Source organism: Paraburkholderia sp. BL27I4N3 (genome assembly GCF_003386115.1).
Classification (GTDB): Bacteria; Pseudomonadota; Gammaproteobacteria; order Burkholderiales; family Burkholderiaceae; genus Paraburkholderia.
Genome location: NZ_QREJ01000001.1, coordinates 7,200,260 through 7,224,148, shown reverse-complemented (window position 1 = coordinate 7,224,148; position 23,889 = coordinate 7,200,260). Strand labels below are relative to the sequence as shown.

The 23,889-nt window shown below is 63.4% G+C and carries 31 protein-coding genes; 21 read left to right on the top strand and 10 right to left on the bottom strand.

The genetic code is table 11. The features are described 5' to 3' along the window. Positions 1 to 744 carry a TIGR00730 family Rossman fold protein gene (locus B0G71_RS32795; RefSeq protein ID WP_106282655.1) on the top strand — a complete coding sequence of 248 codons (744 nt, stop codon included), beginning with the start codon at positions 1 to 3 and terminating at the stop codon, positions 742 to 744. A gap of 60 nt (positions 745 to 804) precedes the next feature. On the opposite strand, the gene B0G71_RS32790 is transcribed toward B0G71_RS32795, so the two are convergent. Then, on the bottom strand, positions 805 to 1,722 hold the full coding sequence (locus tag B0G71_RS32790; protein WP_116147082.1) for a transcriptional regulator GcvA: 918 nt from the start codon (positions 1,720 to 1,722) through the stop codon (positions 805 to 807). Between the two features lie 97 nt (positions 1,723 to 1,819). Between B0G71_RS32790 and B0G71_RS32785 the strand changes: the two genes are divergently transcribed. After that, entirely contained in the window at positions 1,820 to 2,389 is a 570-nt protein-coding gene (locus B0G71_RS32785; RefSeq protein ID WP_116149090.1) for a chromate transporter, read from the top strand. Then, complete coding sequence (locus B0G71_RS32780) at positions 2,386 to 2,916, top strand: chromate transporter (RefSeq protein WP_116147080.1); 531 nt, start codon at positions 2,386 to 2,388, stop codon at positions 2,914 to 2,916. Before B0G71_RS32785 ends, B0G71_RS32780 begins: the two co-directional genes overlap by 4 nt. Before the next feature lie 56 nt (positions 2,917 to 2,972). On the opposite strand, the gene B0G71_RS32775 is transcribed toward B0G71_RS32780, so the two are convergent. Then, complete coding sequence (locus tag B0G71_RS32775; RefSeq protein WP_012428586.1) at positions 2,973 to 4,499, bottom strand: AMP nucleosidase; 1,527 nt, start codon at positions 4,497 to 4,499, stop codon at positions 2,973 to 2,975. Between the two features lie 199 nt (positions 4,500 to 4,698). Here B0G71_RS32775 and B0G71_RS32770 point away from each other — a divergent pair, with 199 nt between their 5' ends. Continuing rightward, entirely contained in the window at positions 4,699 to 5,094 is a 396-nt protein-coding gene (locus tag B0G71_RS32770; protein WP_012428587.1) for a hypothetical protein, read from the top strand. A gap of 101 nt (positions 5,095 to 5,195) precedes the next feature. Here B0G71_RS32770 and B0G71_RS41535 read toward each other — a convergent pair whose 3' ends face one another. Next, the gene (locus B0G71_RS41535) at positions 5,196 to 5,372 is read right to left on the bottom strand and encodes a hypothetical protein (protein ID WP_181916949.1); all 177 of its coding nucleotides are present in this window, start codon (positions 5,370 to 5,372) and stop codon (positions 5,196 to 5,198) included. Between B0G71_RS41535 and B0G71_RS32765 the strand changes: the two genes are divergently transcribed. The 6 genes from B0G71_RS32765 (at position 5,319) to B0G71_RS42195 (ending at position 10,170) form a co-directional block, all read left to right on the top strand. Next, positions 5,319 to 6,314, top strand: coding sequence for a homoserine kinase (locus B0G71_RS32765; RefSeq protein WP_106282651.1), 996 nt, complete (start codon positions 5,319 to 5,321; stop codon positions 6,312 to 6,314). The genes B0G71_RS41535 and B0G71_RS32765 overlap by 54 nt on opposite strands. Next, positions 6,305 to 7,111, top strand: coding sequence for a BPSS1780 family membrane protein (locus B0G71_RS32760; protein ID WP_106282650.1), 807 nt, complete (start codon positions 6,305 to 6,307; stop codon positions 7,109 to 7,111). The genes B0G71_RS32765 and B0G71_RS32760 overlap by 10 nt, the downstream gene beginning before the upstream one ends. 166 nt (positions 7,112 to 7,277) lie before the next feature. Continuing rightward, on the top strand, positions 7,278 to 7,730 hold the full coding sequence (locus tag B0G71_RS32755; protein WP_012428590.1) for a MarR family winged helix-turn-helix transcriptional regulator: 453 nt from the start codon (positions 7,278 to 7,280) through the stop codon (positions 7,728 to 7,730). Between the two features lie 174 nt (positions 7,731 to 7,904). Continuing rightward, positions 7,905 to 8,324, top strand: a complete 420-nt coding sequence (locus B0G71_RS32750) for an organic hydroperoxide resistance protein (protein WP_106282649.1) — start codon at positions 7,905 to 7,907, stop codon at positions 8,322 to 8,324. Positions 8,325 to 8,526: 202 nt separating this feature from the next. Beyond that, a complete protein-coding gene (locus B0G71_RS32745; RefSeq protein WP_116147078.1) occupies positions 8,527 to 10,026 on the top strand; it encodes a deoxyribodipyrimidine photo-lyase in 1,500 nt (499 codons plus the stop codon). 48 nt (positions 10,027 to 10,074) lie between these two features. After that, positions 10,075 to 10,170, top strand: a complete 96-nt coding sequence (locus B0G71_RS42195) for a tryptophan-rich sensory protein (RefSeq protein ID WP_258875710.1) — start codon at positions 10,075 to 10,077, stop codon at positions 10,168 to 10,170. Between the two features lie 239 nt (positions 10,171 to 10,409). On the opposite strand, the gene B0G71_RS32735 is transcribed toward B0G71_RS42195, so the two are convergent. Continuing rightward, complete coding sequence (locus B0G71_RS32735; RefSeq protein ID WP_095422103.1) at positions 10,410 to 10,586, bottom strand: DUF3563 family protein; 177 nt, start codon at positions 10,584 to 10,586, stop codon at positions 10,410 to 10,412. 107 nt (positions 10,587 to 10,693) lie between these two features. Then, positions 10,694 to 11,890, bottom strand: coding sequence for a PHB depolymerase family esterase (locus B0G71_RS32730; protein ID WP_116147076.1), 1,197 nt, complete (start codon positions 11,888 to 11,890; stop codon positions 10,694 to 10,696). 420 nt (positions 11,891 to 12,310) lie between these two features. Between B0G71_RS32730 and B0G71_RS32725 the strand changes: the two genes are divergently transcribed. The 4 genes from B0G71_RS32725 (at position 12,311) to B0G71_RS32710 (ending at position 15,321) form a co-directional block, all read left to right on the top strand. After that, the gene (locus tag B0G71_RS32725) at positions 12,311 to 13,012 is read left to right on the top strand and encodes a phosphatase PAP2 family protein (RefSeq protein WP_116147075.1); all 702 of its coding nucleotides are present in this window, start codon (positions 12,311 to 12,313) and stop codon (positions 13,010 to 13,012) included. Between the two features lie 136 nt (positions 13,013 to 13,148). Next, positions 13,149 to 13,922 carry a molybdate ABC transporter substrate-binding protein gene (gene modA / locus B0G71_RS32720; protein ID WP_116147073.1) on the top strand — a complete coding sequence of 258 codons (774 nt, stop codon included), beginning with the start codon at positions 13,149 to 13,151 and terminating at the stop codon, positions 13,920 to 13,922. Positions 13,923 to 13,943: 21 nt separating this feature from the next. Further along, entirely contained in the window at positions 13,944 to 14,618 is a 675-nt protein-coding gene (modB, locus tag B0G71_RS32715) for a molybdate ABC transporter permease subunit (RefSeq protein WP_116147071.1), read from the top strand. A gap of 1 nt (position 14,619) precedes the next feature. After that, positions 14,620 to 15,321, top strand: coding sequence for a sulfate/molybdate ABC transporter ATP-binding protein (locus B0G71_RS32710; RefSeq protein ID WP_116147069.1), 702 nt, complete (start codon positions 14,620 to 14,622; stop codon positions 15,319 to 15,321). Between the two features lie 26 nt (positions 15,322 to 15,347). On the opposite strand, the gene B0G71_RS32705 is transcribed toward B0G71_RS32710, so the two are convergent. After that, the gene (locus B0G71_RS32705) at positions 15,348 to 16,184 is read right to left on the bottom strand and encodes a TOBE domain-containing protein (protein WP_116149088.1); all 837 of its coding nucleotides are present in this window, start codon (positions 16,182 to 16,184) and stop codon (positions 15,348 to 15,350) included. A gap of 202 nt (positions 16,185 to 16,386) precedes the next feature. Between B0G71_RS32705 and B0G71_RS32700 the strand changes: the two genes are divergently transcribed. Next, complete coding sequence (locus tag B0G71_RS32700; protein WP_116147067.1) at positions 16,387 to 17,181, top strand: SDR family NAD(P)-dependent oxidoreductase; 795 nt, start codon at positions 16,387 to 16,389, stop codon at positions 17,179 to 17,181. A gap of 72 nt (positions 17,182 to 17,253) precedes the next feature. On the opposite strand, the gene B0G71_RS32695 is transcribed toward B0G71_RS32700, so the two are convergent. Then, complete coding sequence (locus B0G71_RS32695) at positions 17,254 to 17,637, bottom strand: tautomerase family protein (protein WP_116147065.1); 384 nt, start codon at positions 17,635 to 17,637, stop codon at positions 17,254 to 17,256. Between the two features lie 102 nt (positions 17,638 to 17,739). On the opposite strand from B0G71_RS32695, the gene B0G71_RS32690 reads away from it, so the two are divergent. From B0G71_RS32690 to B0G71_RS32675, 4 genes are all read left to right on the top strand, one after another. Next, positions 17,740 to 18,600 (top strand): LysR family transcriptional regulator, encoded by an 861-nt coding sequence (locus tag B0G71_RS32690; protein WP_116147063.1) that lies wholly within the window; start codon positions 17,740 to 17,742, stop codon positions 18,598 to 18,600. A 58-nt stretch (positions 18,601 to 18,658) separates the two neighbouring features. Further along, positions 18,659 to 18,901: a DUF4160 domain-containing protein gene (locus tag B0G71_RS32685; protein WP_116149086.1), complete on the top strand. Its 243-nt coding sequence runs from the start codon at positions 18,659 to 18,661 to the stop codon at positions 18,899 to 18,901. Further along, positions 18,898 to 19,299: a DUF2442 domain-containing protein gene (locus B0G71_RS32680; protein WP_116147061.1), complete on the top strand. Its 402-nt coding sequence runs from the start codon at positions 18,898 to 18,900 to the stop codon at positions 19,297 to 19,299. Before B0G71_RS32685 ends, B0G71_RS32680 begins: the two co-directional genes overlap by 4 nt. Before the next feature lie 61 nt (positions 19,300 to 19,360). Further along, a complete protein-coding gene (locus tag B0G71_RS32675; protein ID WP_116147059.1) occupies positions 19,361 to 19,570 on the top strand; it encodes a hypothetical protein in 210 nt (69 codons plus the stop codon). 7 nt (positions 19,571 to 19,577) lie between these two features. Here B0G71_RS32675 and B0G71_RS32670 read toward each other — a convergent pair whose 3' ends face one another. After that, the gene (locus B0G71_RS32670; RefSeq protein WP_116147057.1) at positions 19,578 to 20,186 is read right to left on the bottom strand and encodes a hypothetical protein; all 609 of its coding nucleotides are present in this window, start codon (positions 20,184 to 20,186) and stop codon (positions 19,578 to 19,580) included. Between the two features lie 112 nt (positions 20,187 to 20,298). On the opposite strand from B0G71_RS32670, the gene B0G71_RS32665 reads away from it, so the two are divergent. Together B0G71_RS32665 and B0G71_RS32660 are read left to right on the top strand one after the other, a co-directional pair. Further along, positions 20,299 to 20,736: an MbcA/ParS/Xre antitoxin family protein gene (locus tag B0G71_RS32665; protein ID WP_116147055.1), complete on the top strand. Its 438-nt coding sequence runs from the start codon at positions 20,299 to 20,301 to the stop codon at positions 20,734 to 20,736. Further along, a complete protein-coding gene (locus B0G71_RS32660; protein WP_116147053.1) occupies positions 20,733 to 21,434 on the top strand; it encodes an RES family NAD+ phosphorylase in 702 nt (233 codons plus the stop codon). The genes B0G71_RS32665 and B0G71_RS32660 overlap by 4 nt, the downstream gene beginning before the upstream one ends. Before the next feature lie 148 nt (positions 21,435 to 21,582). On the opposite strand, the gene B0G71_RS32655 is transcribed toward B0G71_RS32660, so the two are convergent. Beyond that, a complete protein-coding gene (locus tag B0G71_RS32655; protein ID WP_181916854.1) occupies positions 21,583 to 22,320 on the bottom strand; it encodes a metallophosphoesterase in 738 nt (245 codons plus the stop codon). A 144-nt stretch (positions 22,321 to 22,464) separates the two neighbouring features. Continuing rightward, positions 22,465 to 23,889: a cytochrome c gene (locus B0G71_RS32650; protein WP_116147049.1), complete on the bottom strand. Its 1,425-nt coding sequence runs from the start codon at positions 23,887 to 23,889 to the stop codon at positions 22,465 to 22,467.

Here is a 23,889-nt window from a genome sequence, read left to right as displayed (position 1 = left end):
ATGACTAAGAGAAAAGTGATTCCGAGTCTGCGATCACTCGCAGATCAAGAGCGCGCAACGGCCAAAAAGGCCCGCGCATCGTGGCAGATGTTCACGATTATGGCAGAGTTTATCGAGGCGACCGAGTACCTCTCGGAGATTCGTCCGGCTGTCAGCATCTATGGTTCAGCGCGCCTGAAACCGAACTCACCCTACTACAAACTGGCCACGCAAATCGCGCGCAAGCTCTCGGATGCCGGCTTCGCCGTGATCTCGGGCGGCGGCCCAGGCATCATGGAAGCGGCCAACAAGGGCGCGCATGCGGGCAAGGCGCCTTCGGTCGGTCTGAACATCGAATTGCCGCACGAGCAGTCGGGCAATCAGTGGCAAGACATCTCGTTGCGCTTCCGCCATTTCTTCACGCGCAAAGTCACGTTCGTGAAGAACTCGGACGCCGTGATCGTCATGCCCGGCGGCTTCGGCACGCTGGACGAACTCGCCGAAGTGCTCACGCTGATCCAGACCAAGAAGTCGCGCCATGTGCCGATCATCCTGGTGGGTGCCGAGTTCTGGGAAGGCCTGCTCGCGTGGTTCAAGAACTCGCTCACGCCCATGGGCCTGATCAATCCGACCGACATGGACCTCATGCAGGTCATCGACGATCCGGACCAGGTGCTCGAAGCGGTGCTCAAGTTCTATGAAGACCGCGAAGAAACCGAGCCGCAACCGACCAAGTCGGACGAAGACCGGATGTTCTATCTGTGAGGCTGCGCGCTTCGCGCCATGGCGCGAAATGATGCACGCAGCGGTGTGGATATGCAGATCCTAACGGGCAGCCTCAAGGCTGCCCGTTTCCATTTGATCGAACTGATCGCCTTGCGCTTGCAGCCATTCGCAGAACTGGCTCACGAGCGGCGCATCCGCGACCTCGCGCCTCGCCACCCACCAGTAGCCGCGCGCATCGATACGCGGACCCGCCAGCGGCATCACGAGCCGTCCCGAAGTTAGCTCATCCGCCAGCATGGGCACTGGGCCAAGCGCCACGCCGAGGCCGTCCACCGCAGCCTGCAAGGCCAGATAGAAGTGATCGAACGACTGTTTTTTGCGGCATTTCGCCGTCACGCCAGCCGCTGCTAACCAGTTGCGCCAGGCATCCGGCCGCGTGTCGGAATGCAGCAGCACGTGCCGCGCGAGATCGTCGGCAACCTTGATCGGCGAGCGTTGCAGCAACGCGGGGCTGCACACCGGGATCTCGGTCTCGCCGAGAAAATGGTTGCTCACGCAATTGGGCCAATGCGCGGGACCACGCCGCACGGCAACGTCGAAAGCGTCCAGCGTCTCGACCGGCGCATTCGAGGTGGCCAGTCGCAACTCTACGTTCGGCACCTTACGCTGGAACTGATGCAGCGGCGGCAGCAGCCATTTCATCGCGAAGGTAGGCAACGCATTCACGCGCAGCACATGGACGACGCCGGTGTCGCGCAATTGATCCGTGGCGTGCGCGATGCTGTCGAATGCAGCCTGGACGGTGGACAGGTAGCGGCGTCCGTCGTCGGTCAGACGCACGCGCTTTCCGCGACGCTGAAACACCTGCACGCCGAGCCATGTTTCGAAAGCAGCGACTTGCCGGCTGATTGCACCGTGCGTCACATGCAATTCGTTCGCTGCCGCGGTGAAGCTCTCATGCCGCGCGGCAGCTTCGAATGCGCGCAAGGCGGGAAACGGAGGAAGATTACGGGCCATGCTAGTGATTCTAGATCACAAAGCGGTGCTCAAAAATCGTTTTGCTCGAGGCCGGTTCGGCGCTAACCTCCTGAGCTTGAACTGGAAGCTAACCGATATGGACCACGATCTGACCTCGTCCGAGCCCGCGCTTGCGGCTACGCCCACCTTGCGGGAAATCTTCGGCGGCTTTCTCGGCCTCGGGCTGATCTCCTTTGGCGGCGCACTGCCGCTGGCGCGGCGCGCACTGGTCGAGCAACGCCGCTGGCTCAGCGCCGACGAATTCGCCGACTTGCTGGGCCTCTGCCAGTTTTTGCCGGGCGGCAATGTGATCAACCTTTCGGTGGCGATGGGCATGCGCTTTCGCGGCGTGCCGGGCGCGCTGGCCGGTCTGCTTGGACTGATCGCGGGACCGTCGCTGGTGGTGATCGGCCTCGGCGTGCTGTACGAACACACGCAAAACGACCCGCACGTTCGTCATCTGTTTGCCGGTCTGGCGGCCGCCGCGGCTGGCCTGTTGATCTCGATGGCCCTGAAAATCGTGCTGCCGCTGCGGCGTAGCCCAATGGCCGCGCTCATCGCGGCACTCGGCTTCATTGCAATTGCGATCATGCGGCTGCCGCTTCTGCCCACCATGCTGGTGCTGACGCCGCTCAGCATCTACATCGCATCGAGAAGCGCACGATGAACGACACGCTCATTTCCCTCGCCGTTATTTTCAGTCAGCTTTCGCTGCTCGCGTTCGGCGGCGGCAATACGATTCTTCCGGAGATGCAGCGCCAGGTGGTGGATGTGCATCACTGGATGCCGGCCAGCGAATTCAGCGCGCTGTTCGCGCTCGCGCAGGCCGCGCCGGGGCCGAATCTGATGATCGTCACGCTAATCGGTTGGCACGTGGCCGGCTGGGCGGGCATGCTCGTGACGTCGGTGGCGAAGTTCGGGCCGTCGTCGCTGGTGACGATCCTCGCGATGCATGCGTGGGAGCGCTTCAAGGACCGCCCGTGGCGGCGCTATGCGCAGTTGGGACTGGTGCCGGTGACCGCCGGCATCGTCGCGGCGAGCGCGGCGCTGATTGCCGAAGCGTCGAATCCAACCGCCATTGCGTGGGCGATTACGGCGTTCACCGCCGTCATGGCGATGACCACGCGCATCCATCCGCTGTGGCTTCTCGCGGCCGGCAGTCTGATCGGCTTAACCGGCTTTGGGCAGTTTTGACTGTGATCGAGCAGGAGCGAGCCGCAGCGGCGCTCGCCCTTGCTCACCAAAAACGCTCACTGAAACGCGACTTCCGCAAAGCTGCGCAGCTTGCGGCTATGCAAACGATGCAGCCCGTTCATCCGCAATAGCTCCATCGCCTTCACGCCGATCTGCAGATGCTGATCGACCTGCGCGCGATAGAACTGATCGGCCATGCCGGGCAGCTTCAATTCGCCATGCAAGGGCTTATCCGACACGCACAGCAAGGTGCCGTAAGGCACGCGGAAACGGAAACCGTTAGCGGCAATCGTCGCGCTCTCCATATCGAGCGCAACCGCCCGGCTTTGCGAGAGCCGCTGCACCGGCTCGCGATGATCGCGCAACTCCCAGTTGCGGTTGTCCACACTCGCCACCGTGCCCGTGCGCATCACGCGCTTCAGTTCGACGCCGTCCAGCTGCGTGACCTGCGCGACCGCACGCTCCAGGGCCACCTGCACTTCGGCGAGCGCCGGAATCGGCACCCACAGCGGCAAGTCGTCGTCGAGCACGTGGTCCTCGCGCACATAGCCGTGCGCCAGCACATAGTCGCCGAGACGCTGCGTGTTGCGCAGTCCCGCGCAGTGGCCGAGCATGATCCACGCATGCGGACGCAGCACGGCGATGTGATCGGTGATGGTCTTCGCGTTCGACGGTCCGACGCCGATGTTGATCATCGTGATGCCGCTGCCGTCGGCGCGCTTCAGGTGATACGCGGGCATCTGCGGTAGACGCGGCGGCGCCGTGCCTTCCTGTTCCTGCTCGCCGAGATTCGCGTTGTACGTGACCACGTCGCCCGGCTCGACAAACGACGTGTATTCGCTGCGATAGGCGCGCAGTTCTTCGTCGTCGGTATGGGCCATCATCGTGCGGCCGAGTTTGACGAACTCGTCGATATAGAACTGGTAGTTCGTGTACAGCACGTAGTTCTGGCAGTGCGTGGGCGAGGTCGCCGTATAGTGCTTCAGCCGATGCAGCGAGAAATCGACCCGCGCCGCCGTGAACAGCGCAAGCGGATGCGGCTCGCCCGGCAGCGGTTCATACGTACCGTTGACGATGCGGTCGTCGAGCAGCGCCAGGTCCGGCGTGTCGAACACGTCGCGCATGAGGAACAGGCGCTCGCGGTCCAGATCGCCTTCGAGATGGATACCCTCGGCGAAAGCGAAATGAATTGGAATCGGCTGGTCCGACACGCCGACTTCGATCTGCACGTGATGATTCTTCGCCAGCAGGCGCAATTGCTCGCGATAGTAGTTGCCGAACAGATCGGGCCGCGTGACGGTCGTCTCGAACACGCCCGGACCCGCGACGAAACCATATGAACGGCGCGAGTCGATATGCGTGTTGACCTCGGTGCACACCCGCACGAACGGATAGCAGGCGCGCACCCGGCGTTCGAACAACTCGTTGCGGCGATAGCGCGCGAAGGCGTCGCGCAGGAACGAAGTGTTCGCTTCGTAGATCGCCGAGAGGCGGGTGACGGCCTCGGTCGCGTCGTCGAAGGATTCGGTTGGGAAGCTGTTGGCGGGAGTCTGCACCGCGCGTTGATTGGTATCGTTGTTCATCTTCATTCGCCTCTAATGATGAGGCGACATTACCACGGAACCGTTGCTCGCCAAATCACCTGACGGTGCTGCAACACACGTTGCGGCAGCGCCCGCAAGTTTGCGCGCACGCCGCGCGAAAGCGGCGCAAAATAAGGCGGTCGCGCCCGAGGACCAGGTGGGATTTGCTAGAATCGGGGCACCATATTGGAGAATCACCATGAAGCCGCTCCTTCCCGTCGCCGTTGCACTGGCCTTCGCCTTTGGCAACGCCGCGATGGCTGCCCAGCCTGTCGACGATACACCTGCTCCCGGCGTGCCTCAGTCCGCCAACGAACGGGCCGGTCTGCCCGACCTGGAGAAGATCAATCGTCCGGCTGCCGAGGTCAGTTCGAAGGTCGAAATCAACGTCCCGCGCACGCCGAGCTTCTACGAACGCAGCGCCAACGGCACCGAAATCACCGAGTATCGCGACAAAGGCAAGCCTGTCGAAATCAACGTGCATTCGAACCTCGGCACGCGCTATCAAATGAGCGCGCCGCTCGACACGTCGCCCTCCGTGCGCGACAACGGCCGCGCAAGCACGCGTTTGCCGTCGGTGCACCTGACCTATTGACGCATGCCGGGGCGGCGCCCCGGTGTGGGCCGCCGCCCGGATCCGCGCGCCGGCAAGACGCCGTCTCGAGCCTCAGACTGCCCGGTCGGCCACCTTGGCGGTCAGGCATTGAAAATACCGCCGCGCTTCACGGCGCCGCAAGAACGCTTTCCGATACCGCATTTGCCGCACATCGCACTGGCCGAATCGCGCCAGCCCGACCAACCTGATCCGACGTTTCCCGCATGGCTGTCTTCACCGCTGTCACCGAACCCCAACTTGCAGAATGGATGAGCCATTACGATCTCGGCGACGTCGTCGAATTTCGCGGTATTTCCTCCGGTATTGAGAACAGCAACTTCTTCCTGACGACGACGCGCGGTGAATACGTCCTCACGATTTTCGAAAAGCTGACGGCCGAACAGCTGCCGTTCTATCTCGACCTTATGCGGCATCTGGCCGCGCACCGCGTGCCGGTGCCGGACCCCATGCCGCGCGAAGACGGCGCGCTGTTCGGCACCTTGCATGGCAAGCCCGCAGCCATCGTGACCAAGCTCGAAGGCACGCCGGAACTGGCGCCGGGCGTCGAGCACTGCATCGAAGTCGGGCAAATGCTGGCGCGCATGCACCTGGCGGGACGCGACTACACGGGGTATCAGCCGAATCTGCGCAGCCTGCCGTGGTGGCAGGAAACCGTGCCGACCATCCTGCCGTTTCTGGAAGGCGAGCAACGCGATCTGCTGTCGTCCGAACTGGCGCATCAGGAAGCCTTCTTCGCCTCGGCCGACTACGCCGCGCTGCCTGAAGGCCCGTGCCACGCCGACCTGTTCCGCGACAACGCCATGTTCGCGCACGCCGCGCCGGAGACGGGCCACGAAGTGCGCCTCGGCGGTTTCTTCGACTTCTATTTCGCCGGCTGCGACAAATGGCTGTTCGACGTGGCGGTGACGGTCAACGACTGGTGCGTCGACCTCGCCACCGGCAAGCTCGACGACGCGCGCACCGAAGCCATGCTGCGCGCCTACCAGACCGTGCGCCCCTTCACCGCCGAAGAAAACCGCCATTGGGGCGACATGCTGCGAGCGGGAGCGTACCGTTTCTGGGTCTCGCGCCTGTATGATTTTTATTTGCCGCGCGCGGCCGAATTGCTCAAACCGCACGACCCCGGCCATTTCGAGCGCATTCTGCGCGAACGCCTGACCGGCGTTGCACTTCCAGGCATTCATACCTCATGCAACTGATCGAAGTCCCCGCGAAAGCCGGCTATGTGTGGTTCCGGCAGGGTATCTGGCTGTTCCGCAAGAACCCGCTCGCGTTCCTGACGCTGTTCTTCACCTATCTGCTGGTGATGACGCTCGTGGCGCAGATTCCGGTGGTCGGCGGCGTGTTGCCGCTGGCCTTCATTCCGGGCGTCGCGGTCGGCTTCATGGCGGCGTGCCGCAACACGATCGCCGGCAAACCGGTGTTTCCGACCATTCTGGTGGACGGTTTTCACTCGTACGGCCCGGTGGTCGCCAAACGGCTGCTGGTGCTCGGCGTGCTCTACGTCGTCGCGATGGCATTGGTGCTGGCCGCGTCAGCGCTCGCAGACGGCGGCATGCTGCTGAAGGTCATGCTCGGCGCCGCCACGATGGATCAGGACGCGATCGCCAACAGCAATATCCCGCTGGCGGTGATTACGGCTTTCGTGGTCTACATTCCAATGGCGATGATTTTCTGGTTCTCGCCCATTCTCGCCGCGTGGCATGACGTGCCGCCCGTCAAGGCGATGTTCTTCAGCCTCGTCAGTTGCTGGCGCAACCGCGGCGCGTTCATCGTGTTCGGCGCGCTGTGGTTCGCGGTGGCGATGACGGTGTCGCTCGGCTTGTCCGCGCTGATGCAGGCGCTGGGCGCAGGCGACTTCGCGTTCGCCATCCTGATGCCCGCCACGATGATCGTCACGACCATGCTTTACTGCTCGTTCTACGCGACCTATCGCGGCTGCTTCGGCGTGCAAACGCCCGAAGCACCGGACTTGCCGACCACGCCGGCGGCCTGATTCCGTTCTGGCGCGGGCGCTGCTCCGGCGCCCGCGCCGCGCTCGCGGCGGCGCCTGCCCTCGCCGTTCCCTGCATCTCCAAACTGCACTCGTCAACCTGCGTCGATTTGCGGCACAATGGTTTGCGCGCAATCCATTTGCACGCTCTTTTTATACGAGATGCATCATGACCCAGCGCCCCGCTTTGCCCTTCACGCTCGACGAGCAACTCTGCTTCGCCCTCTACTCCACCTCGCTTGCCATGACCAAGGCATACAAGCCGCTGCTGGACAAACTGGGCCTCACATATCCGCAATATCTGGCCATGCTGGTGCTGTGGGAGAGCGACGACGTCACGGTCAAGGACATGGCCGCGCGTCTGAACCTCGATTCGGCGACGGTCACGCCGCTGCTCAAACGCCTCGAAACTCAAGGACTGCTGGAGCGGGTACGCGGTGTCGAGGATGAGCGTCTCGTGTATATCCGGCTCACCAAAGCTGGCTCGGCACTCAAGCGCCAGGCGCGCGAAGTGCCCGCGGAAATCTTCTGCGCGACCCAGCAGACGCCCGAATTTCTGCTGCGTTTGCGCGACGATCTGACTCGCCTGCGCGCCACCCTCAACGATTACATGGACCACTAGCCGGTTCGCTGCAAAACGCGCGCTATCGCTACGATGCGAAAATTAATTTGCACACAAATGATTTGTGTACTATCTTACTCACATGCCGCTGCGACAGCGCTCCGCCAGAACGGCGGGCTCAGCAAAGAGCGGCAAATTGGCAGATCCTGACAACCCAGACAAAGGAGCAGCACCATGAACATCCTCTACAAGGCAAGCGCAACGAGCACCGGTGGCCGCGACGGCCGTGCAGTATCGTCGGACAATGCATTGGACGTGAAGCTGGCAGCACCGCGTGAATTGGGCGGCACGGGCGCAGCGGGCACGAATCCGGAACAGCTCTTTGCTGCAGGCTACTCGGCGTGTTTCCTGAGCGCCATGAAGTTCGTCGCTGGCCAGAAGAAGCAGACTTTGCCGGCTGACACGCAAGTTACGGCGGAAGTCGGCATCGGCCCGAACGACAAGGGCGGCTTCGCACTCGACATCGACCTGCGCGTCTCGCTGCCGGGTCTGGACGCCGGCGCGGCCAAGGAACTGGTCGACGCAGCGCATCAGGTCTGCCCGTACTCGAACGCCACTCGCAACAACGTCGACGTCCGCTTGCAAATCGCCTGAGCGACGGATTCGATGCATCGTTAGAGAATCGCTCGAGCGGCGCGGAAAACTGCGCCGCTCGTCACGAACAGCGCCCGCACCCTGCACAATAGGGGCGGGCGCTGTTTCGTTCGCGGACGCGGCATGCAATGTGCAACGCAGGTCCACAGCGCAACCGGCAAGAGCGCCGCCATTCACCTTATTTTCACTATCCACGCTCCAGATGACACGCGTCCGACGCTTGAACGACTCTTTCGACACCGGGCTGGTCTGGTTTCGCCGCGACCTGCGCAGCACGGACAACGCCGCGCTCTACAACGCCCTCAAACATTGCCAGCGCGTGTGGTGCGTATTCGTGTTCGATACGACGATCCTGCAGCCGCTGATCGACGCCTGGCAGGCTCGTCATCCGGACACGCAGCCCCAGGATCGCCGCGTCGAGTCGATTCTCGCCGCGGTGGGCGAACTGGACGAAGCATTACGTGCCAAGGGCGGCGGCCTGATCGTGCTGTACGGCGACCCCACACACCTGGTGCCGAAGCTCGCCGGCGAACTTCGCGTGGACGCGATTTTCGCGAATCACGATTACGAACCGGTCGCGATCGCGCGCGACGAGACGGTCCGCGAGACGCTTACCGGAGCCGGACGCCAATGGCTGAGTTTCAAGGATCAGGTGATTTTCGAGCGCGACGAGGTACTCACTGGGCAGAACAAGCCGTTTACGGTGTTCACGCCCTACAAGAACGCGTGGCTCAAGCAATTGACGGCTTTCGATCTGAAGCCGTATCCGGTGGAAACGTACGAGAAACATCTGGCGGCAGTGCCGTCAAAGCTCAATCGCCGTTTGCCGACGCTAGATCAGCTCGGCTTTGCGCCGAGCAACCTCGCTGAACTGGATCTGCCCACTGGCATGAGCGGCGCGCAGCGCCTGTTCGACGATTTCGCGACGCGCATCGACAGCTACAAGGACCGGCGCGATTTTCCCGCTGTCAAAGGCCCGAGCTATCTGTCGATGCATCTGCGCTTCGGCACGGTCTCGATCCGCACGCTCGCGCGCCTCGCCCACGAGATGTCGCTGCAACCCGACGGGGAAGGTTCGGCGACGTGGCTGTCGGAACTGATCTGGCGAGACTTCTACTTCATGATCCTGGCGCATCATCCGCGGCTCGCGAGCGGCGCGTCGTTCAAGGGAGAGTACGACCGGCTGCGCTGGGAGCAAGGCCCGGAAGCCGACGAGGCGTTCGCCGCATGGTGCGACGGCCGCACCGGCTACCCGCTCGTCGACGCGGCGATGCTGCAGCTGAACCGCACCGGCTATATGCACAACCGCTTGAGGATGGTGACAGCAAGTTTTCTGGTCAAGGATCTCGGCGTGGACTGGCGGCTCGGCGAGCGGTACTTTGCCGAACAGTTGAACGACTTCGATTTCTCGGCAAATAACGGCGGCTGGCAATGGGCGGCGTCGACAGGATGCGACGCACAGCCCTACTTCCGGATCTTCAACCCGATCACGCAGTCTGAAAAATTCGACGCCGAAGGACGCTTTATTAAGCGGTATCTGCCCCAGCTCGCGAAGCTGCCGTCGAAGTGGATTCATGCGCCGTGGCTGGCGGGCAGCGAAAAGCTCGCGGAGTTCGGCGTGACATTGGGCAAGGACTATCCGGCGCCGATCGTCGACCATGCCGAGGCGCGGGCGCGCACGCTGGCCCGTTTCGGCAAGTGAGCACACGCTTACGTCGGCGGCCTGAGCGCAGCGATCGTTTTATGGCTGGTGCAGTTGCTGTTCAACGCAGCCTGGAGGTGGCTTTTCTCCGGCCTGCATCGACCGGACGTGGCACTGGCCGATTTTCTGATGGTGCCGATATAGATTGTCGCGCTGACATTTGCATTCTGGCGACGACACCGCTAGGCAGGCGGACTATTGATGCCTTATGTGGCTTGGGTGTGGCTTGGGTGTGGCTTGGGTGGCGTTCGCCGCGGTGTTGAATCACGCGTTGTGGCAATTGAATCCGGCTGTCTGAGCGCTTGCAACGATTTGCGACAGCTTGGGCGCCTCACCCCCGAACACCGGCGTTGCATCCACGCCGATGCTTTAACTGACGCAACTTAGTGCTGGGTCATCCACGACGGTTGGCGAACGTTCGCCTCACGGTCCAGCTTACGCATACGGAATTCCAGATCGTACAAATCCGTTGCTTCAGCGAGGAAAGCGTCAGCGCGTTCTTTCGCGAGTTGATCGGGCGATTTGGTAAGAAACAGAAACAGGCGGCTAAGCAGATACATGGTCAACCTCGACAATGAGTTTAGGCGTTAACGCCTAAGGGATAACCCTCATTATAGGGAAAACCCTAGGAACATGCCAGCACTCATTTCGAAGTGTTGCAACGAGATCACCGCGCCGCCGCCGAGGTCGCTGCGGCATCGGCTTCCGCGATACGGCCGACGCCCGTGCGGCGCTGGTGCTTGAAGAATTCCCACACCATCGCGCTTGCGTCGGGACCTTTGGCGGAATGAAACGGCACGGCGTCGTCGCCGCCGCTCCAGGCATGGGCAAGCCCCTGCACGCGGCACAGCCGGACCACGCGCCGTCCACCGCGCAGATAATCACGCATGACCACGCCACCCTTGCGGTCTTCGCGGACTTCTCCCGATTTGCGCGCGCCGTTCTGGTCGACGATGCGGTTCAGCCGCAGAAACTGCACTGCCAGTTGGTCGGCATTGACCGGCGAGACCACATGGTCGGCATCGCCGTGGATGATGATGGCCGGCATGCCGGGGTAACGCGCCACGTCGGCGGTTTCGTCGGCCAGTTCGGCCGGCTCGCGGCGCGCGCCGCGCCGCATGACGTCCATCGCCGTAATGCCGGAACGCGCCTCGCCAAAAGCAGGGCCGGAATGCAGCGCGACCGCCGCGAAATGCTCCGGATGATTGAGGGCGAGCAGCGCCGTCAGGCCGGCGCCAGCGGAGATTCCGGCGACATACACGCGCTCGCCGTCGAACCCGTGCTGGGCGACCAGCGCATCCACTAGCGAGACCACCGCGCGTGCTTCGGCGCCGCCGGCGCTTTCGCCCGCGTCGTACCAATGCCAGCAGCGGTGCGAGTGCACGTGCTTCGACTGTTCCGGGTAGACCACGGCAAAGCCGAAGCGGTCGGCCAGCACGTTCATCCGCGTGCCTTCGGCGAATTCTTCGATCGACTGCGTGCAGCCGTGCAGCATCACCACTAGCGGCATGGCCTCGAGCGCGTGGCCCGTCGGGACATACAAGCCATACTGAAGATGATTGACGAGCCGGCCGGGCGCGGCAGGCGCGGAGTGGAACGAGCGCGTCCACGACCCGCTCGCCCACGCCGAGGCGCGCGGACGCACCCGCGATTCACGAGCAGTGGCGCGCGGCGCCTCGCGTTTGGCGGGCGCGCGCACGATCGCGGCCGGCTTGATCGGGCGAACTTTGGTGGACGGCTTACTGGTGGCGGGTCGCGCCGGTCGCGTCGTGGTGCGCTTGGTAGTCTTGCGGGCGTGCTCAGTCTGGATCGCGAGCAGGCGCTTGAGACCGCGCAGCCAGATTTTCGATAGACTTTTTGCCATTGGCAGAAAAACCTCGCAAAAAGGGACAGGGTCCGTCCGGTGGAACGGTACTTTGTTGTGCAATGCACAATAACACCAATCCCCATGCGATGCTGGAACCCTGGAATACTATCCGGGACCCCAATTTCCGCTGGGCGAACCTTGTGGCGAGGCCAGCGTCAAAGCTCGGCAAGGCTCGTTCGCTATCCGGCTGCCACCCGCTTGTCGCTTTGTTTGCCACTTGTCAGCCGAATGTTTGCCGCCTGTTCGCCAGCGAACTCCCTGCGACAGAAAAGTCTCGCGCGCAGCGCAACCGCCCTGCAGCTCCCGTCTATACTGGCGGTTAATTATTTGCCGCGCCGGCCGCGTCGGCGATTTGCGCCGTTCGTGCGTTAACTCATCACCAATCCGATTCTACGCGGCCTTGGTCGCCCTTTTGCCATGCCCGATTTAGCTCCCCACCTTTGGTATTCGATCACCAGCCTCGGCAGCGCCGGCATGACGCTGCCGCTCGCGTTCGCCATCGCGTTGTGGCTGGCGGTCGGCTACACGTGGCGCATGGCGGCCGGTTGGCTGCTGCTGCTCGGCGCGGCCATCGGCATCGTGACGGTGACGAAGCTGGCGTTTCTCGGCTGGGGTGTCGGCGTGCGCGAACTGGATTTCACCGGCGTCAGCGGTCACGCCATGCTGTCCACTGCCGTTTATCCGGTCGTTCTGTTCCTTATGCTCTTGCCGACGCGGCCGGTCATCCGGCTGGCCGGCGTGCTGCTCGGCCTTGCGGCGGGGATCGCGGTGGGTCTGTCGCGCGTGGTGCTGAGCGCCCACTCGCCTTCTGAAGCCATTACCGGCTGTCTGACCGGCGCCATAACGGCGCTGGTGTTCGTCAGACTCGCCTGGCATGCTGAGCCGGGTCGGTTGTCGGCGCTGCCCGTCGCCGTCAGCATGATGGCCCTCGCGGTGCTGGCGCACGGCGTGCACGTGCCGACGCAGCGCTGGGTCACGCACATCGCGCTGAAAGTCTCCGGTCATGACCGGCCCTTCATTCGCGCAAAGTGGAAGGCTGTGCGCGACGTCCGTCCCGCCATGGCGCCGCTGTCGCAAACGCTCAACACGCTAGCGCCGCCGCATTCGTCCGACGTCTGAATCATCTCCCGTTGTTCGACATACCGCCTCATGCGCAAGGCTGAATAATTGTCATAGGTCACCGTTATAACCTTGCATATATTACGATAGCGTTTTAACCCCGCCGATCCGGTTCACGCCGGACTTCCAGGTCTTCATGACACTCTCCCGCCGGCTTCTAAAGCAAGCGTTGTTCGTCGCCAGCGCCGTCTCCGTCGCCATTAGCGCCAATGCGCGCGCCGACGAACTGGTGGTCTCTGCCGCCGCCAGCCTGACCAACGCCTTCAAGGCGGTCAGCGAAGTGTTCGAGCAGCAGCATCCGGGCACCAAGGTGCTGTTGAACTTCGGCGCCTCCGACGTGCTGATGCAGCAGATCGTCAAGGGTGCACCCGCCGACGTGTTCGCGTCCGCGGATCAAAAAGCCATGGACAAGGCCGCCGCCGAAAAAGTGATCGTGCCGGCTACGCGTAAGGACTTCGCCGCCAATTCGCTGGTGCTGATCGTGCCGACCGACAGCCATTTCGCGCCGACCAGGCTGAACGATCTGACGTCGGCGAATGTGAAGCGCGTGGCGTACGGCGATCCGGCGTCCGTGCCGGTCGGCCGCTACACGCAGGGCGCGCTGCGCGCTGCTGGCGTGTGGGATGCCGTGAGCGCGAAGGCCGTGCTGGCGTCGAACGTCCGTCAAAGCCTCGACTACGTGTCGCGCGGCGAAGTCGACGCCGGCTTCGTGTTCAGCACCGACGCCGCCGTCATGCCGGACAAGGTCAAGGTCGCGCTGAACGTGCCGACGCAAACGCCGATCACCTATCCGGTCGCGCAAGTGGAAGGCAGCCGCCATGCCGCGGACGCGCAAGCGTTCATGAACTTCGTGCTGTCGCCGGCCGGTCAGGCCGTGCTCGCGAAGTACGGTTTCAAGCCCGCGCACTGACTACCGGGACGACGCACGCTCATGCAACAGGCCTGGATTCCGCTCCTGCTGTCGTTGAAAGTGGCGGGCTGGGCCACCGCGCTCAACCTGGTATTCGGCGTCGCCGCGGGCTTCGGTTTATCGCGCTGGCGCTCCGGCGCGCGCGACGTGATCGATTCGCTGCTGATGCTGCCGCTGGTCATGCCGCCCACCGTGCTCGGCTATTACCTGCTTGTCCTGCTCGGACGGCGCGGTGTGATCGGCGGCTGGCTCGAGCGTTTCGATATTCGGTTGGTGTTCACATGGCAGGGCGCGGTGATCGCGTCGACGGTCGTGGCGTTTCCGCTTGTGTTGAAATCGGCGCGCGCCGCCTTCGAGGCCGTCGATCCGCAACTCGAACGGGCCGCGCGCACGCTCGGCATCAGCGAAACGGCCGTGTTTTTTCGCGTGACGCTGCCGCTCGCCGCGCGCGGCATTCTCGCCGGCGGCCTGCTGGCTTTCGCGCGAGCGCTCGGCGAATTCGGCGCGACGCTGATGATCGCGGGCAATCTGCCGGGCCGCACGCAAACGCTGTCCGTGGCGGTTTACTCGGCCGTGCAAGCCGGCGACGACAGCACCGCGAATTTCCTCGTGCTCGTGACCTCGGTGACGTGCGTCGTGATCCTGTTGCTCGCGGGGCGCCTCGTTCCGCAGCACACGCTATTGAAGTCGGGTTGATATGCTGCTCGCCGTCGACATCCGCAAGACCTTCCAGAGCGCCGAGCGCCGCTTCTCGCTCGACGTCGCCTTCAAGGCCACCTCGCAACGCGTGGTACTGTTCGGACCATCGGGCGCGGGCAAGAGTCTGACGTTGCAGGCGATCGCCGGCCTGCTGCGTCCCGACGAAGGCTCGATCACGCTGCATGGCAACGCGCTGTTCGACAGCGCGCGCGGCGTCGATCTGAAACCGCAAGCGCGCAAGCTCGCCTATCTGTTTCAGGACTACGCGCTATTTCCGCATCTGAATGTGCGGCAGAACATCGGCTTCGGCTTGCAGCAGGGCTGGCTCAATCCGCGCAGGCGCATCACGCATCCGCAGATCGATTACTGGCTCGACGCGCTGGAATTGAAGAACGTGGCGGGTAATCATCCAGCGCAGCTTTCCGGTGGACAAAAGCAGCGCGTGGCGCTGGCGCGAGCGCTGGTCGCGCAACCTCGGGTGCTGTTACTGGACGAACCGTTTTCGGCACTCGACAGCGCTTTGCGTCAGCGCATGCGCCGCGAGTTATCGGATCTGCAGACGCGGCTCGATATTCCGATGGTTTTGATCACGCACGATCCCGACGACGTCGCCGCCTTCGGCGATCAGGTCGTGCAGGTCAGCGACGGCCGCGTGCGCGAGGATCATCCGTTCGCCGGCTATGCACGCAGCGAGCCTTGACGCGCAACAGCGAGCGCTTCCCGCGCTCAATCCTTGACGCCAAGTATCACGCTCGACGCCTTGAACGCCGCAACAGCGCCGCCGCCTTCCACGAGGCCGAGCGTGTCGACGCTTTCATTGGTGACCACCGCCGTGATCACCGTCCCGCCCGCCAGCACCAGCGATACCTCGGCATTGACCGCGCCGCGCTTCACGCTCTGCACCGTGCCGCACAGCTGATTGCGTGCCGAGAGTTTGAGCGGCGCGCCGCTCGCGTTGTCGACGAGCAGCACGACCCACGAGGCCTTGATCAATGCGAACGCCGCCACGCCCTCGACAAGCCCCAGCGTCTCGGTGCTCTCATGCGTGATGACGGAAACGATCGCGTGGCCGCCGGGCAGCGCCAGCGTGATTTCGTCGTTGACGGTGCCGCGCGTGATCGCCGACACCGTGCCATATAGTTGATTGCGCGCACTCGTCTTCACGCCGATGCGGCCGATCAGATCCCAGTCCGTCGCGAATCCTTCGATCGCCGCGCCCGCGCGTTCGAGAAAGCGTCGATGCTCGCGCTCCACCGCACGAAACGTCTCGATCAGTTTGAGGGCGCGCGGCGTCAGCGTGGTGCCGCCACCGCCTTTGCCGCCGGTCAGGCGCACCACGAGCGGCTCGCCCGCGAGATTGTTCATCGTATCGACGGCGTCCCACGCGCCTTTGTAGCTGATGCCGACAGCTTTCGCCGCGCTGGTGATCGAGCCGGTCTCGCCAATCGCCGCGAGCAGCGCGATCCGCGATGCGCCGCCGAGCGTCTGCGCGCCCGCCTGAAACCAGACAGAGCCGCCGAGTTCAAGCGTTTCGCGGGAAAGATCGGTACGGTCGGGTGTCATGGCGAAGAGCGGTCGATGACCGAGGAGAGGACGACGAATCATTATAGCGACGCAAACCTGCGCCACCGGCCGCTAACCTGGCGGACCTCGAAAACGGATAGATGGGATACTTCGAGTTCGACGCTTCGAACACTACATCCTTTGCATTTTCGGCGCGGCTGGCCACGGCCAGCGCGCTGCAACTTCAACAAGGAGCAAGACAGTGAACATCGACTTATCGGGCAAGACTGCTCTCGTCAGTGCATCCACGGCGGGCATCGGCCTTGCCATCGCCACCGGCATTGCCGCATCAGGCGCGCATACCATCATCAACGGACGCAAACAGGAGGCGGTGGACCGCGCGATCGACACGATCCGCAAGAGCACGCCGCAAGCGAAATTGCAGGGCTTCGCGGGCGACCTCGGCACGCTGGAGGGTTGCGAGGCGTTGACGAAAGCCGTGCCGCAGGCGGATATCCTGGTGAATAACCTCGGTATCTTCGGGCCCGGCGACATCTTCACCACCGAAGACGATGACTGGGAGCGCTACTTCCAGATCAACGTGATGTCGGGCGTGCGGCTCACGCGCCACTACCTCAAAGGGATGATGGAGCGTAAGTGGGGCCGCGTGGTGTTCATCTCCTCCGAATCGGGATTGAATATTCCGCCGGACATGCTCGCTTATGGTTTCTCGAAGACGGCGCAACTGAGCATCGCGCGCGGCATCGCCAAACAGGCGGCCGGCAGCGGCGTGACGGTGAATGCCGTGCTGCCCGGACCAACCTTGTCCGACGGCTTCCGTTCGATGGTCGAAGACACGGCCAAAGAGCAAGGCAAAACCGTCGAGCAGGTCGCCACGGAGTTCGTCCGCGAGCATCGAAGCAGTTCGATCATTCAGCGCGCGGCCACCACCGAGGAAGTGGCGAACATGGTCGTGTACGTCTGCTCGCCGCAGGCCTCGGCGACGACCGGCGCGGCGCTGCGCGTCGACGGCGGCGTGATCGATACGATTGCGTGACGTTGCCGCTTTTTTCAGCGAGCGGCGGGCGGCATGGCCGCCCGTTTTCACATCACGTGACGGCTGCAGCCATCACAATGCGTACTGCGCAATCCCATTGCCGAACGACCAGTTCTCCTTCAGCACTTCGACGAGGTTGATGAATACATCCTCTCGTCGCACTCCGGGCGATTCCGCCAGTTCGTCCGCCATCCGCTTGTACAGCGCCTTTTTCATCTCAAGGGTGCGGGTGTTGTTCAGCGTGATTTGAATGATCACGAGATCGTCGCTTCGCTCGACGTTCAGATACTGGTTGTCGTACACGAAATTGCCGGCCTCATGCTCGGTGATCAGCATGAAAATGTCGTCCTTCGGCACGTTGAAGGTGTCCACCAGCGCGCGCTGGATGCTCTGCGTCACCGCCTTCCGGTACTCGACGGGCTTGCCTGCGCGCAATGCGATTCGTGTGAGCGGCATGATGAAATCTCCTTGGCTGCGTTGATTGGGTAAAACACAGCTTAGGCGCGCTCATTCATAATGAACAGACATCATTGATGATTTCATCTATATTCATCAGAAATGAAAGTTCTCGATCTCGATGCGGTCCGGGCCTTCGTTCTGGTCGCCGACCTGCACAGCTTCACGCGTGCCGCGGACGCGCTGGACACGACCCAATCGGCCGTCAGTCTTAAGCTCAAGCGGCTGGAAGCGCATCTGGGTAAGCAATTACTGGAGCGCACGCCGCGCGTGGTGCGTCTTTCCGCCGACGGCAACGCCTTTCTTAGCGCCGCGCGCGATCTGCTGAACGCGCATGAACGCGCGCTGGGGTCGCTGTCGGTCGAACGACGGCGGCTCGCGCTGGGACTCAGCGAGCATGTCGCGGGACCGGACCTGCCGCACCTGCTCGGCAAGCTCAATGCGCACGACCCGGGTCTGGTGATCGAATTGCATCTGGGCACGTCGGCCGCGTTGCTCGCGCAATTCGACGAACGCCGCCTCGACGCGGTGATTGTCCGCTATGGCGCCGACGAACCGCCGCGCGACGACGCCCAGGTGCTGTTCAGCGAACCGCTCGGCTGGCTCGCCACGCCGGCGTGGCTGCCGCGAGTCGGCGAGCCATTGGCGCTCGCGCTGTTGAGCCCGCCGTGCAACGTGCGCGACGTGGCGCTCCGCGCGCTCGCGCAGGCGGGCGTCGGCTGGCAGGAGGTGTTCGTCGGTGGCGGCGTGGCGGCCGTCGGCGCGGCCGTGGCGGCAGGACTGGCGGTGTCGCCGCTGGCGCGCCGCGTGGCGCCGCGTGGGCTGATCGACGTCGGCCCCCGGCTGGGTTTGCCAACGCTGCCGGAATCGCGCGTGACGCTGCATTCGCGGGTGAGAGACGAGCGGTCGGTGGAGACGTTGCGGCTGGTGACGAATGGGTTGGCGAGCGTTTTGAGTTACTGATGGCGTCCATTCAGATGAAAACCCAAGCGGCTACGGTATACGGTATATAATCGTGGCCATGCCCATCATTGCCCGGATCGACGGGCTGCTCGTGGTGATTTACCCTCACGATCACGCTCCGCCACATGTTCATGTACTCGGTCCGGATGGTGAGATTATCTTTATCTTGAATTGTCCCGACGGCCCGGTATCGATCCGCGAGGCTCGAGGGTATTCAGAACGCGAAGCGCGCCGGCTGGCTAAACGCCTTAATGAAATGGTGCCGTTCCTGTGCTCCGCCTGGAAAGGAATCCACTCATGAACAGCAGCGAAGAATGGCGGCTTGCTCAGGAACGCGGCGCCGAAACCGCCAAGCGCCCCGCCGCCCGCAGCGCAAGCTACAAACCACGCACTAAACGGCTCGATATCGCGCTGACAAACGGCATCTCGTTGTTGGTGCCGATCGCTTTTATCGAGGGTTTGCACAACGCGGCGCCTGCGGATCTCCGCGAGATCCAGATCTTCGGTCTTGGGTCGGCGCTCGTCTTTCCGACGCTCGACGTCGTGGTGTCGGTTCACGGCCTGATCGACGGCGTTTTCGGATCGAAGGCGTGGATGCGCGATATCGGCCGCAGCGGCGGCAGCGTCAAATCCGACGCGAAATCGGCTGCGGCGCGTGAGAACGGCAAGAAAGGCGGGCGTCCGCGCAAAGCCGCCTAGCTGCGCAAATCCGCATCGCGGACCGTGAGGCGCTTGCCGGCAGCGCAGCCTCGTGTACCGCATGGTGCCTGAACTGGAATTCGACGATGCCGTCGAGCGCGGCGAACTGATCGCCCTGGTGCCGAAGCAGCCCACCGACGTCGAGTCGTACCGGCACGGGTGGAAGGTCCAGTCGCCGCGCCTGGAAAAACCATCGGCGCGCATCCTCGAACTTGAACGCACAAAGTTAGGTCTGCCGCGCAGCAAACCGAAACACAAACGCCCAGCTTGATTGCGGATCAGTGAAGGATTGGCGGCAGCGAACCGCTGCTGGCGGTAGCGGGATTGCTCGTTGCGTCCGCCGGATTGGCGCTAACGTTTGCGGATGAGGCCGGCACATTCACGTGAGATGCAGCCGGTTTCGCCGCGCCGGTTTTTGCCACGACCTTGGCCGTTTGCGGATGAGCCTGACGAGCCGGAACCACCAGATTCGCGCGCACAACCTTGCCCTGCCCCGCCTTCGTCTGGACCAGTTGCGCGTGCGGTTTTTTACTCTGCGCGACCACGGCCGCTTTCGATCCGGTTTTGCCTGTGTGCGTGGAGTTGGTCCCGCTCTTCGTGGCGCCCTTGGCGGCCATCTTGTTCACGCCGGCATGCGCCGCGCGCTGATCAGCGTGCGCCGTCGCCGCTACAACGCGCTTCGAGACGGCCTTTGAAGTGGCCTTCGACGCCGTCTTCGAACCGGCATTAGACTTGACCTTGGCCGCCCCCGGCTTCTTTGCCAGGCTTGCGACATGCCCGCTCGCCTCGGGCGGATTCCACACTTCGGCGTAACCGGCGGCCGTCGCCGCGCTCGACATACACCACACGGCAAGCGCCGCTCCTGCTGCTACTGCTCGAACGCCCATCTCCTGCTTCTCCTGATCTTCGATTTTATGACGAGCCAGGATTATATTCTCTTGCAAAAATCCATATTTAGACTAATATCATTTTCAAGTACAAATTAGGACTTACCCACTCATGGCTCACGCTGCCCGCGCCACCCAATCCGAAGCGCCGATTCGTCGGCCGGTTTCGGAACCCACGCTAACGGAAATGTCCGCGGCGGGTCTACGTGCGTTCTTCAACATTGCGCGCGACTGGGACCTGAGCGCGGAAGAACAGATCGTGCTGCTCGGTTCGCCGGGCCGCTCGACCTATTTCAAATGGAAGGCCACGCCTGAAACGGCCCGCCTCGGGCGCGACACGCTCGAACGCTTATCGCTGCTGCTCGGCATCTACAAGGCACTGCAAATCCTGCTGCCGCAAGCCAGTGCCGCCGACACCTGGATCAAACGCCCCAACAGCGCGCCGCCGTTCGGCGGCCGCCGCGCGCTGGACCGCATGCTGGCGGGCAACATCAGCGACCTCGTGGCCGTGCGCCAGTACCTCGACGCAATGCGAGGCGGCTGGGCGTGACACAACCGCATTGGCAGGACCGCTGGCGCACGGCGCCGCTCGATTGGTCGCCCGCGTATCGCGTGATTCCGACGCGCTTTCCGGCCGTCAATCTGTTCGACCGGGTTGCCTCGCCGGAAGATTTCGACGCGCTGTACGCGCTCGAAGCAATGACCAACGACCGCCTGCGCACCGAAGTCGGCGAACTCGAACTGGTGCCGCGCGAAGAGCGCCGCTTCGGGCCGGGCTACGGGCCGATCATGGCCGCGTTGACGCATCTGAATCCGCTCGGCAGCCGTTTCTCGGACGGCACGTACGGCGTGTTCTATTGCGCCCGCTCACGCGCCACCGCCATCGCCGAAACGCGTTATCACACGGGGAAATTTCTGGAAGCGACGGCCGAGCCGCCCATGCGCCAGCAGATGCGGCTCTACACCGTCGTCGCGCAAGGCAACGTGGTGGACATTCGCGACGACACCTCGGTGGATCTCGCGGTGCTGTCCCCGGATGACTACCTGGCCGGACAGTCGCTCGGCCGAACCGTCCGCGAGGCGGGTGCGCCGGGTATCGTGTACCCGTCGGTGCGCGATGACGGCGGCGAATGCCTCGCTGCGTTCAAGACCACGCTGCTACGCGACTGCCATCACGCGGCGTATCTGGAATACAACTGGAACGGCGCGACTGTGGATATGGTGTTCGAACTCAGCCAGGTCGGCTGATCGCGCGGCGTGAATGGTCGATGCGTGGCCGATTCGTGGCTGATTCGTGGCCAATGCGTGGCTGATGCGCGACCGGAGCGCGGCCGGCGTGTGGCCCATGTGCGGCCAATACGTGGCCAACGTGTGGGCCGGCGCGCGCCGCCCGCCGTCAAGGCAGCGCCAGCGCCGCCGCGCCTTCCGCGCGGGCCTCTTCGGTCGAGACGGACCAGCGCCGCAACGCGAGCGGCTCCACGATCGTGAGCTTGCCGCCCGGTCCGAACGCACCGGTGTCGATGAACAGCTGCGAGCCGACCTGCTTGATGTCGCGCATCGGCGTGTGGCCGCAATAAGTCAGCGAGAGTCCGCGCTGCCGCTGCGGATCGCCATTGCCCAACGCCAGGTCGCGGCCCCACAGCAATCGCTGGCGGGTTTCTTCGGAGAAATTGCCCGCGTCGAGCTCCGCGTCCGAGCCGAAAAATTCGGCATGCAGAACATTAAAGCGTTCCTTGCCGCTGCCGACCACGCGCACAAGCGGCAACCCGCGCAAGATCTCGGCGTAATGCTGCAAGCGTTCGTTGGACAATTGCGCCGCCCAGATGCCGCCGATTCCGTACCACCATTGACGCCGCAAGCGTCCGTCGGCCACGGCGCACAGGGTGTCTTCGTGATTGCCGAGCACAGCGAAAAACCAGGGCTTGTCGAGCAGCGCCAAAGCCAGTTCGGAATGCTCGCCGCGGTCCACCAGATCGCCGACCGAAAACAACCGGTCCCGCGCCGGATCGAACGTGATCACGCGCAGCAGATAGCGCAATGCATCGACGCAGCCATGCAGATCGCCTACCACGAAGTCGCGGCCGCTCTGGTTCGCGGCGTGATGCTGGACGGAATTGACGAGTACGGAAGCCATGGTTTCATGATAATGCGGCATCCGCGATACGTATGCGCGCTGCCCATCGTTTCCTGGCGCCGCAGCGGCCTGAAATGACGCAAATTAACGCCAAAGCGACGCGTTTCCGGCAGACTTTACCGGAAACACCCGTTCGCGTGGTCACTATTGCTGAGTTCGCAATTTGCCGATTTGATCGGCCGTCACGGTGGACTGCGGATTGCCGAAGTGCCTGGTCACATAGTTGGTGATGGCGGCCACCTGTTCATCACTGAGTTGATTGGCGAATGCGGGCATCAGCACGTCGGCCTGTTTCGTCGTACGAGTGACGCCGTGCAGAATCACCATCGCCAGATTGTTGGAGTCGCTCGCGCCCACAGCCGAGTTGTGAATCAACGACGGATACGCCCCCGGCGCGCTCGCGCCGACGCCTTGCCCGGTCCAGCCATGGCAGCTCGCGCAATTGGCGACGAACAGTTGCGCACCGTTCACGGCGTGGACAGCGGTGCCGCGCAGCGCCGTCACGTCGTCGGCGGGATTGCCCCACTGGTCGCGCGGGCGCGATTCGCCGCCGCTGATCGGCGGCACCGCGCGCAGATACGCGACGATCGAGCCGAGATCTTCACGCGTCAGATATTGCGTGCTGTCGGTCACCACTTCGGCCATCGGACCGGCTGCATTGGCGCGGCCCGGCGCCGCACCGGTCGACAGATACGACATCAGTTCGTCATCGCTCCAGTTGCCCACACCGCTGTTTTTGTCGGACGTGATGTTGTACGCGTGCCAGCCGGCCTGCACTGCGCCGGCGAAACGCGCGCTCGACTTCAAGCCCTGAGTGAAATTGCGCGGCGTATGGCATTCCTCGCAATGCGCAAGCCCTTGCACCAGATACGCGCCGCGATTCCATTCGGCGCTTTGCCGGGGATCTGGCACGAAACGGCCCTCGGTGAAATTGAACAGGTTCCAGAACACCATCAGCCAGCGTTGATTGAACGGGAAATTCAGGCTGTTGCCCGGCGGCGTGTAGTGGATCGGCGTGAGCGTGTTCAAATACGCGCGAATGGCCAGCACGTCCCGATCCGTGACCTTGGTGTACTCCGCATATGGGAAGGCCGGATAGAGGCGCTCGCCGCCTTTGCCGATGCCCTCATGCATGGCGCGCAGAAAATCGGCATCGGTCCATTGACCGATGCCTGTGTCCGGATCGGGCGTGATATTCGGCGTCACGATAGTGCCGAACGGCGTGTTGATCGGCAGGCCGCCCGCGAAAGGCCGCGCTTTGTCCGCGGTATGGCACGCCATGCAATCGCCGGCGCGCGCGAGGTATTCGCCGCGCTTGACCAGGTCGCTGCTGGCCGCCGACACCGGCAAGGCCGCGCCGCTGACCGCTTGCGCGGCGTCGTCGGCGCGGGCCTGGGTGATTGGCAGTTCATCGTTGCGCTGTGTGCCGGGACCGTGTGCCTCATACCAGGCGACGTACAGCGCGAACAGCGAAAAAATCGCGGCCAGCGTCGCGACCCGGAGATGGCGGCGGCGGCCCTTCTGCGCCAGCGCCTCGAGCCGCTGCGCGCGGGAGGTGTTCTTCGTCAT

Excerpts from the sequence above, each read along its gene's own strand:
- B0G71_RS32795 (WP_106282655.1), top strand. The coding sequence starts at position 1 with ATGACTAAGAGAAAAGTGATTCCGAGTCTGCGATCACTCGCAGATCAA.
- B0G71_RS32790 (WP_116147082.1), bottom strand. The coding sequence starts at position 1,722 with ATGGCCCGTAATCTTCCTCCGTTTCCCGCCTTGCGCGCATTCGAAGCT.
- B0G71_RS32785 (WP_116149090.1), top strand. The coding sequence starts at position 1,820 with ATGGACCACGATCTGACCTCGTCCGAGCCCGCGCTTGCGGCTACGCCC.
- B0G71_RS32780 (WP_116147080.1), top strand. The coding sequence starts at position 2,386 with ATGAACGACACGCTCATTTCCCTCGCCGTTATTTTCAGTCAGCTTTCG.
- B0G71_RS32775 (WP_012428586.1), bottom strand. The coding sequence starts at position 4,499 with ATGAACAACGATACCAATCAACGCGCGGTGCAGACTCCCGCCAACAGC.
- B0G71_RS32770 (WP_012428587.1), top strand. The coding sequence starts at position 4,699 with ATGAAGCCGCTCCTTCCCGTCGCCGTTGCACTGGCCTTCGCCTTTGGC.
- B0G71_RS32765 (WP_106282651.1), top strand. The coding sequence starts at position 5,319 with ATGGCTGTCTTCACCGCTGTCACCGAACCCCAACTTGCAGAATGGATG.
- B0G71_RS41535 (WP_181916949.1), bottom strand. The coding sequence starts at position 5,372 with ATGGCTCATCCATTCTGCAAGTTGGGGTTCGGTGACAGCGGTGAAGAC.
- B0G71_RS32760 (WP_106282650.1), top strand. The coding sequence starts at position 6,305 with ATGCAACTGATCGAAGTCCCCGCGAAAGCCGGCTATGTGTGGTTCCGG.
- B0G71_RS32755 (WP_012428590.1), top strand. The coding sequence starts at position 7,278 with ATGACCCAGCGCCCCGCTTTGCCCTTCACGCTCGACGAGCAACTCTGC.
- B0G71_RS32750 (WP_106282649.1), top strand. The coding sequence starts at position 7,905 with ATGAACATCCTCTACAAGGCAAGCGCAACGAGCACCGGTGGCCGCGAC.
- B0G71_RS32745 (WP_116147078.1), top strand. The coding sequence starts at position 8,527 with ATGACACGCGTCCGACGCTTGAACGACTCTTTCGACACCGGGCTGGTC.
- B0G71_RS32735 (WP_095422103.1), bottom strand. The coding sequence starts at position 10,586 with ATGTATCTGCTTAGCCGCCTGTTTCTGTTTCTTACCAAATCGCCCGAT.
- B0G71_RS32730 (WP_116147076.1), bottom strand. The coding sequence starts at position 11,890 with ATGGCAAAAAGTCTATCGAAAATCTGGCTGCGCGGTCTCAAGCGCCTG.
- B0G71_RS32725 (WP_116147075.1), top strand. The coding sequence starts at position 12,311 with ATGCCCGATTTAGCTCCCCACCTTTGGTATTCGATCACCAGCCTCGGC.
- modA (WP_116147073.1), top strand. The coding sequence starts at position 13,149 with ATGACACTCTCCCGCCGGCTTCTAAAGCAAGCGTTGTTCGTCGCCAGC.
- modB (WP_116147071.1), top strand. The coding sequence starts at position 13,944 with ATGCAACAGGCCTGGATTCCGCTCCTGCTGTCGTTGAAAGTGGCGGGC.
- B0G71_RS32710 (WP_116147069.1), top strand. The coding sequence starts at position 14,620 with ATGCTGCTCGCCGTCGACATCCGCAAGACCTTCCAGAGCGCCGAGCGC.
- B0G71_RS32705 (WP_116149088.1), bottom strand. The coding sequence starts at position 16,184 with ATGACACCCGACCGTACCGATCTTTCCCGCGAAACGCTTGAACTCGGC.
- B0G71_RS32695 (WP_116147065.1), bottom strand. The coding sequence starts at position 17,637 with ATGCCGCTCACACGAATCGCATTGCGCGCAGGCAAGCCCGTCGAGTAC.
- B0G71_RS32690 (WP_116147063.1), top strand. The coding sequence starts at position 17,740 with ATGAAAGTTCTCGATCTCGATGCGGTCCGGGCCTTCGTTCTGGTCGCC.
- B0G71_RS32685 (WP_116149086.1), top strand. The coding sequence starts at position 18,659 with ATGCCCATCATTGCCCGGATCGACGGGCTGCTCGTGGTGATTTACCCT.
- B0G71_RS32680 (WP_116147061.1), top strand. The coding sequence starts at position 18,898 with ATGAACAGCAGCGAAGAATGGCGGCTTGCTCAGGAACGCGGCGCCGAA.
- B0G71_RS32675 (WP_116147059.1), top strand. The coding sequence starts at position 19,361 with ATGGTGCCTGAACTGGAATTCGACGATGCCGTCGAGCGCGGCGAACTG.
- B0G71_RS32670 (WP_116147057.1), bottom strand. The coding sequence starts at position 20,186 with ATGGGCGTTCGAGCAGTAGCAGCAGGAGCGGCGCTTGCCGTGTGGTGT.
- B0G71_RS32665 (WP_116147055.1), top strand. The coding sequence starts at position 20,299 with ATGGCTCACGCTGCCCGCGCCACCCAATCCGAAGCGCCGATTCGTCGG.
- B0G71_RS32655 (WP_181916854.1), bottom strand. The coding sequence starts at position 22,320 with ATGGCTTCCGTACTCGTCAATTCCGTCCAGCATCACGCCGCGAACCAG.
- B0G71_RS32650 (WP_116147049.1), bottom strand. The coding sequence starts at position 23,889 with ATGACGAAGAACACCTCCCGCGCGCAGCGGCTCGAGGCGCTGGCGCAG.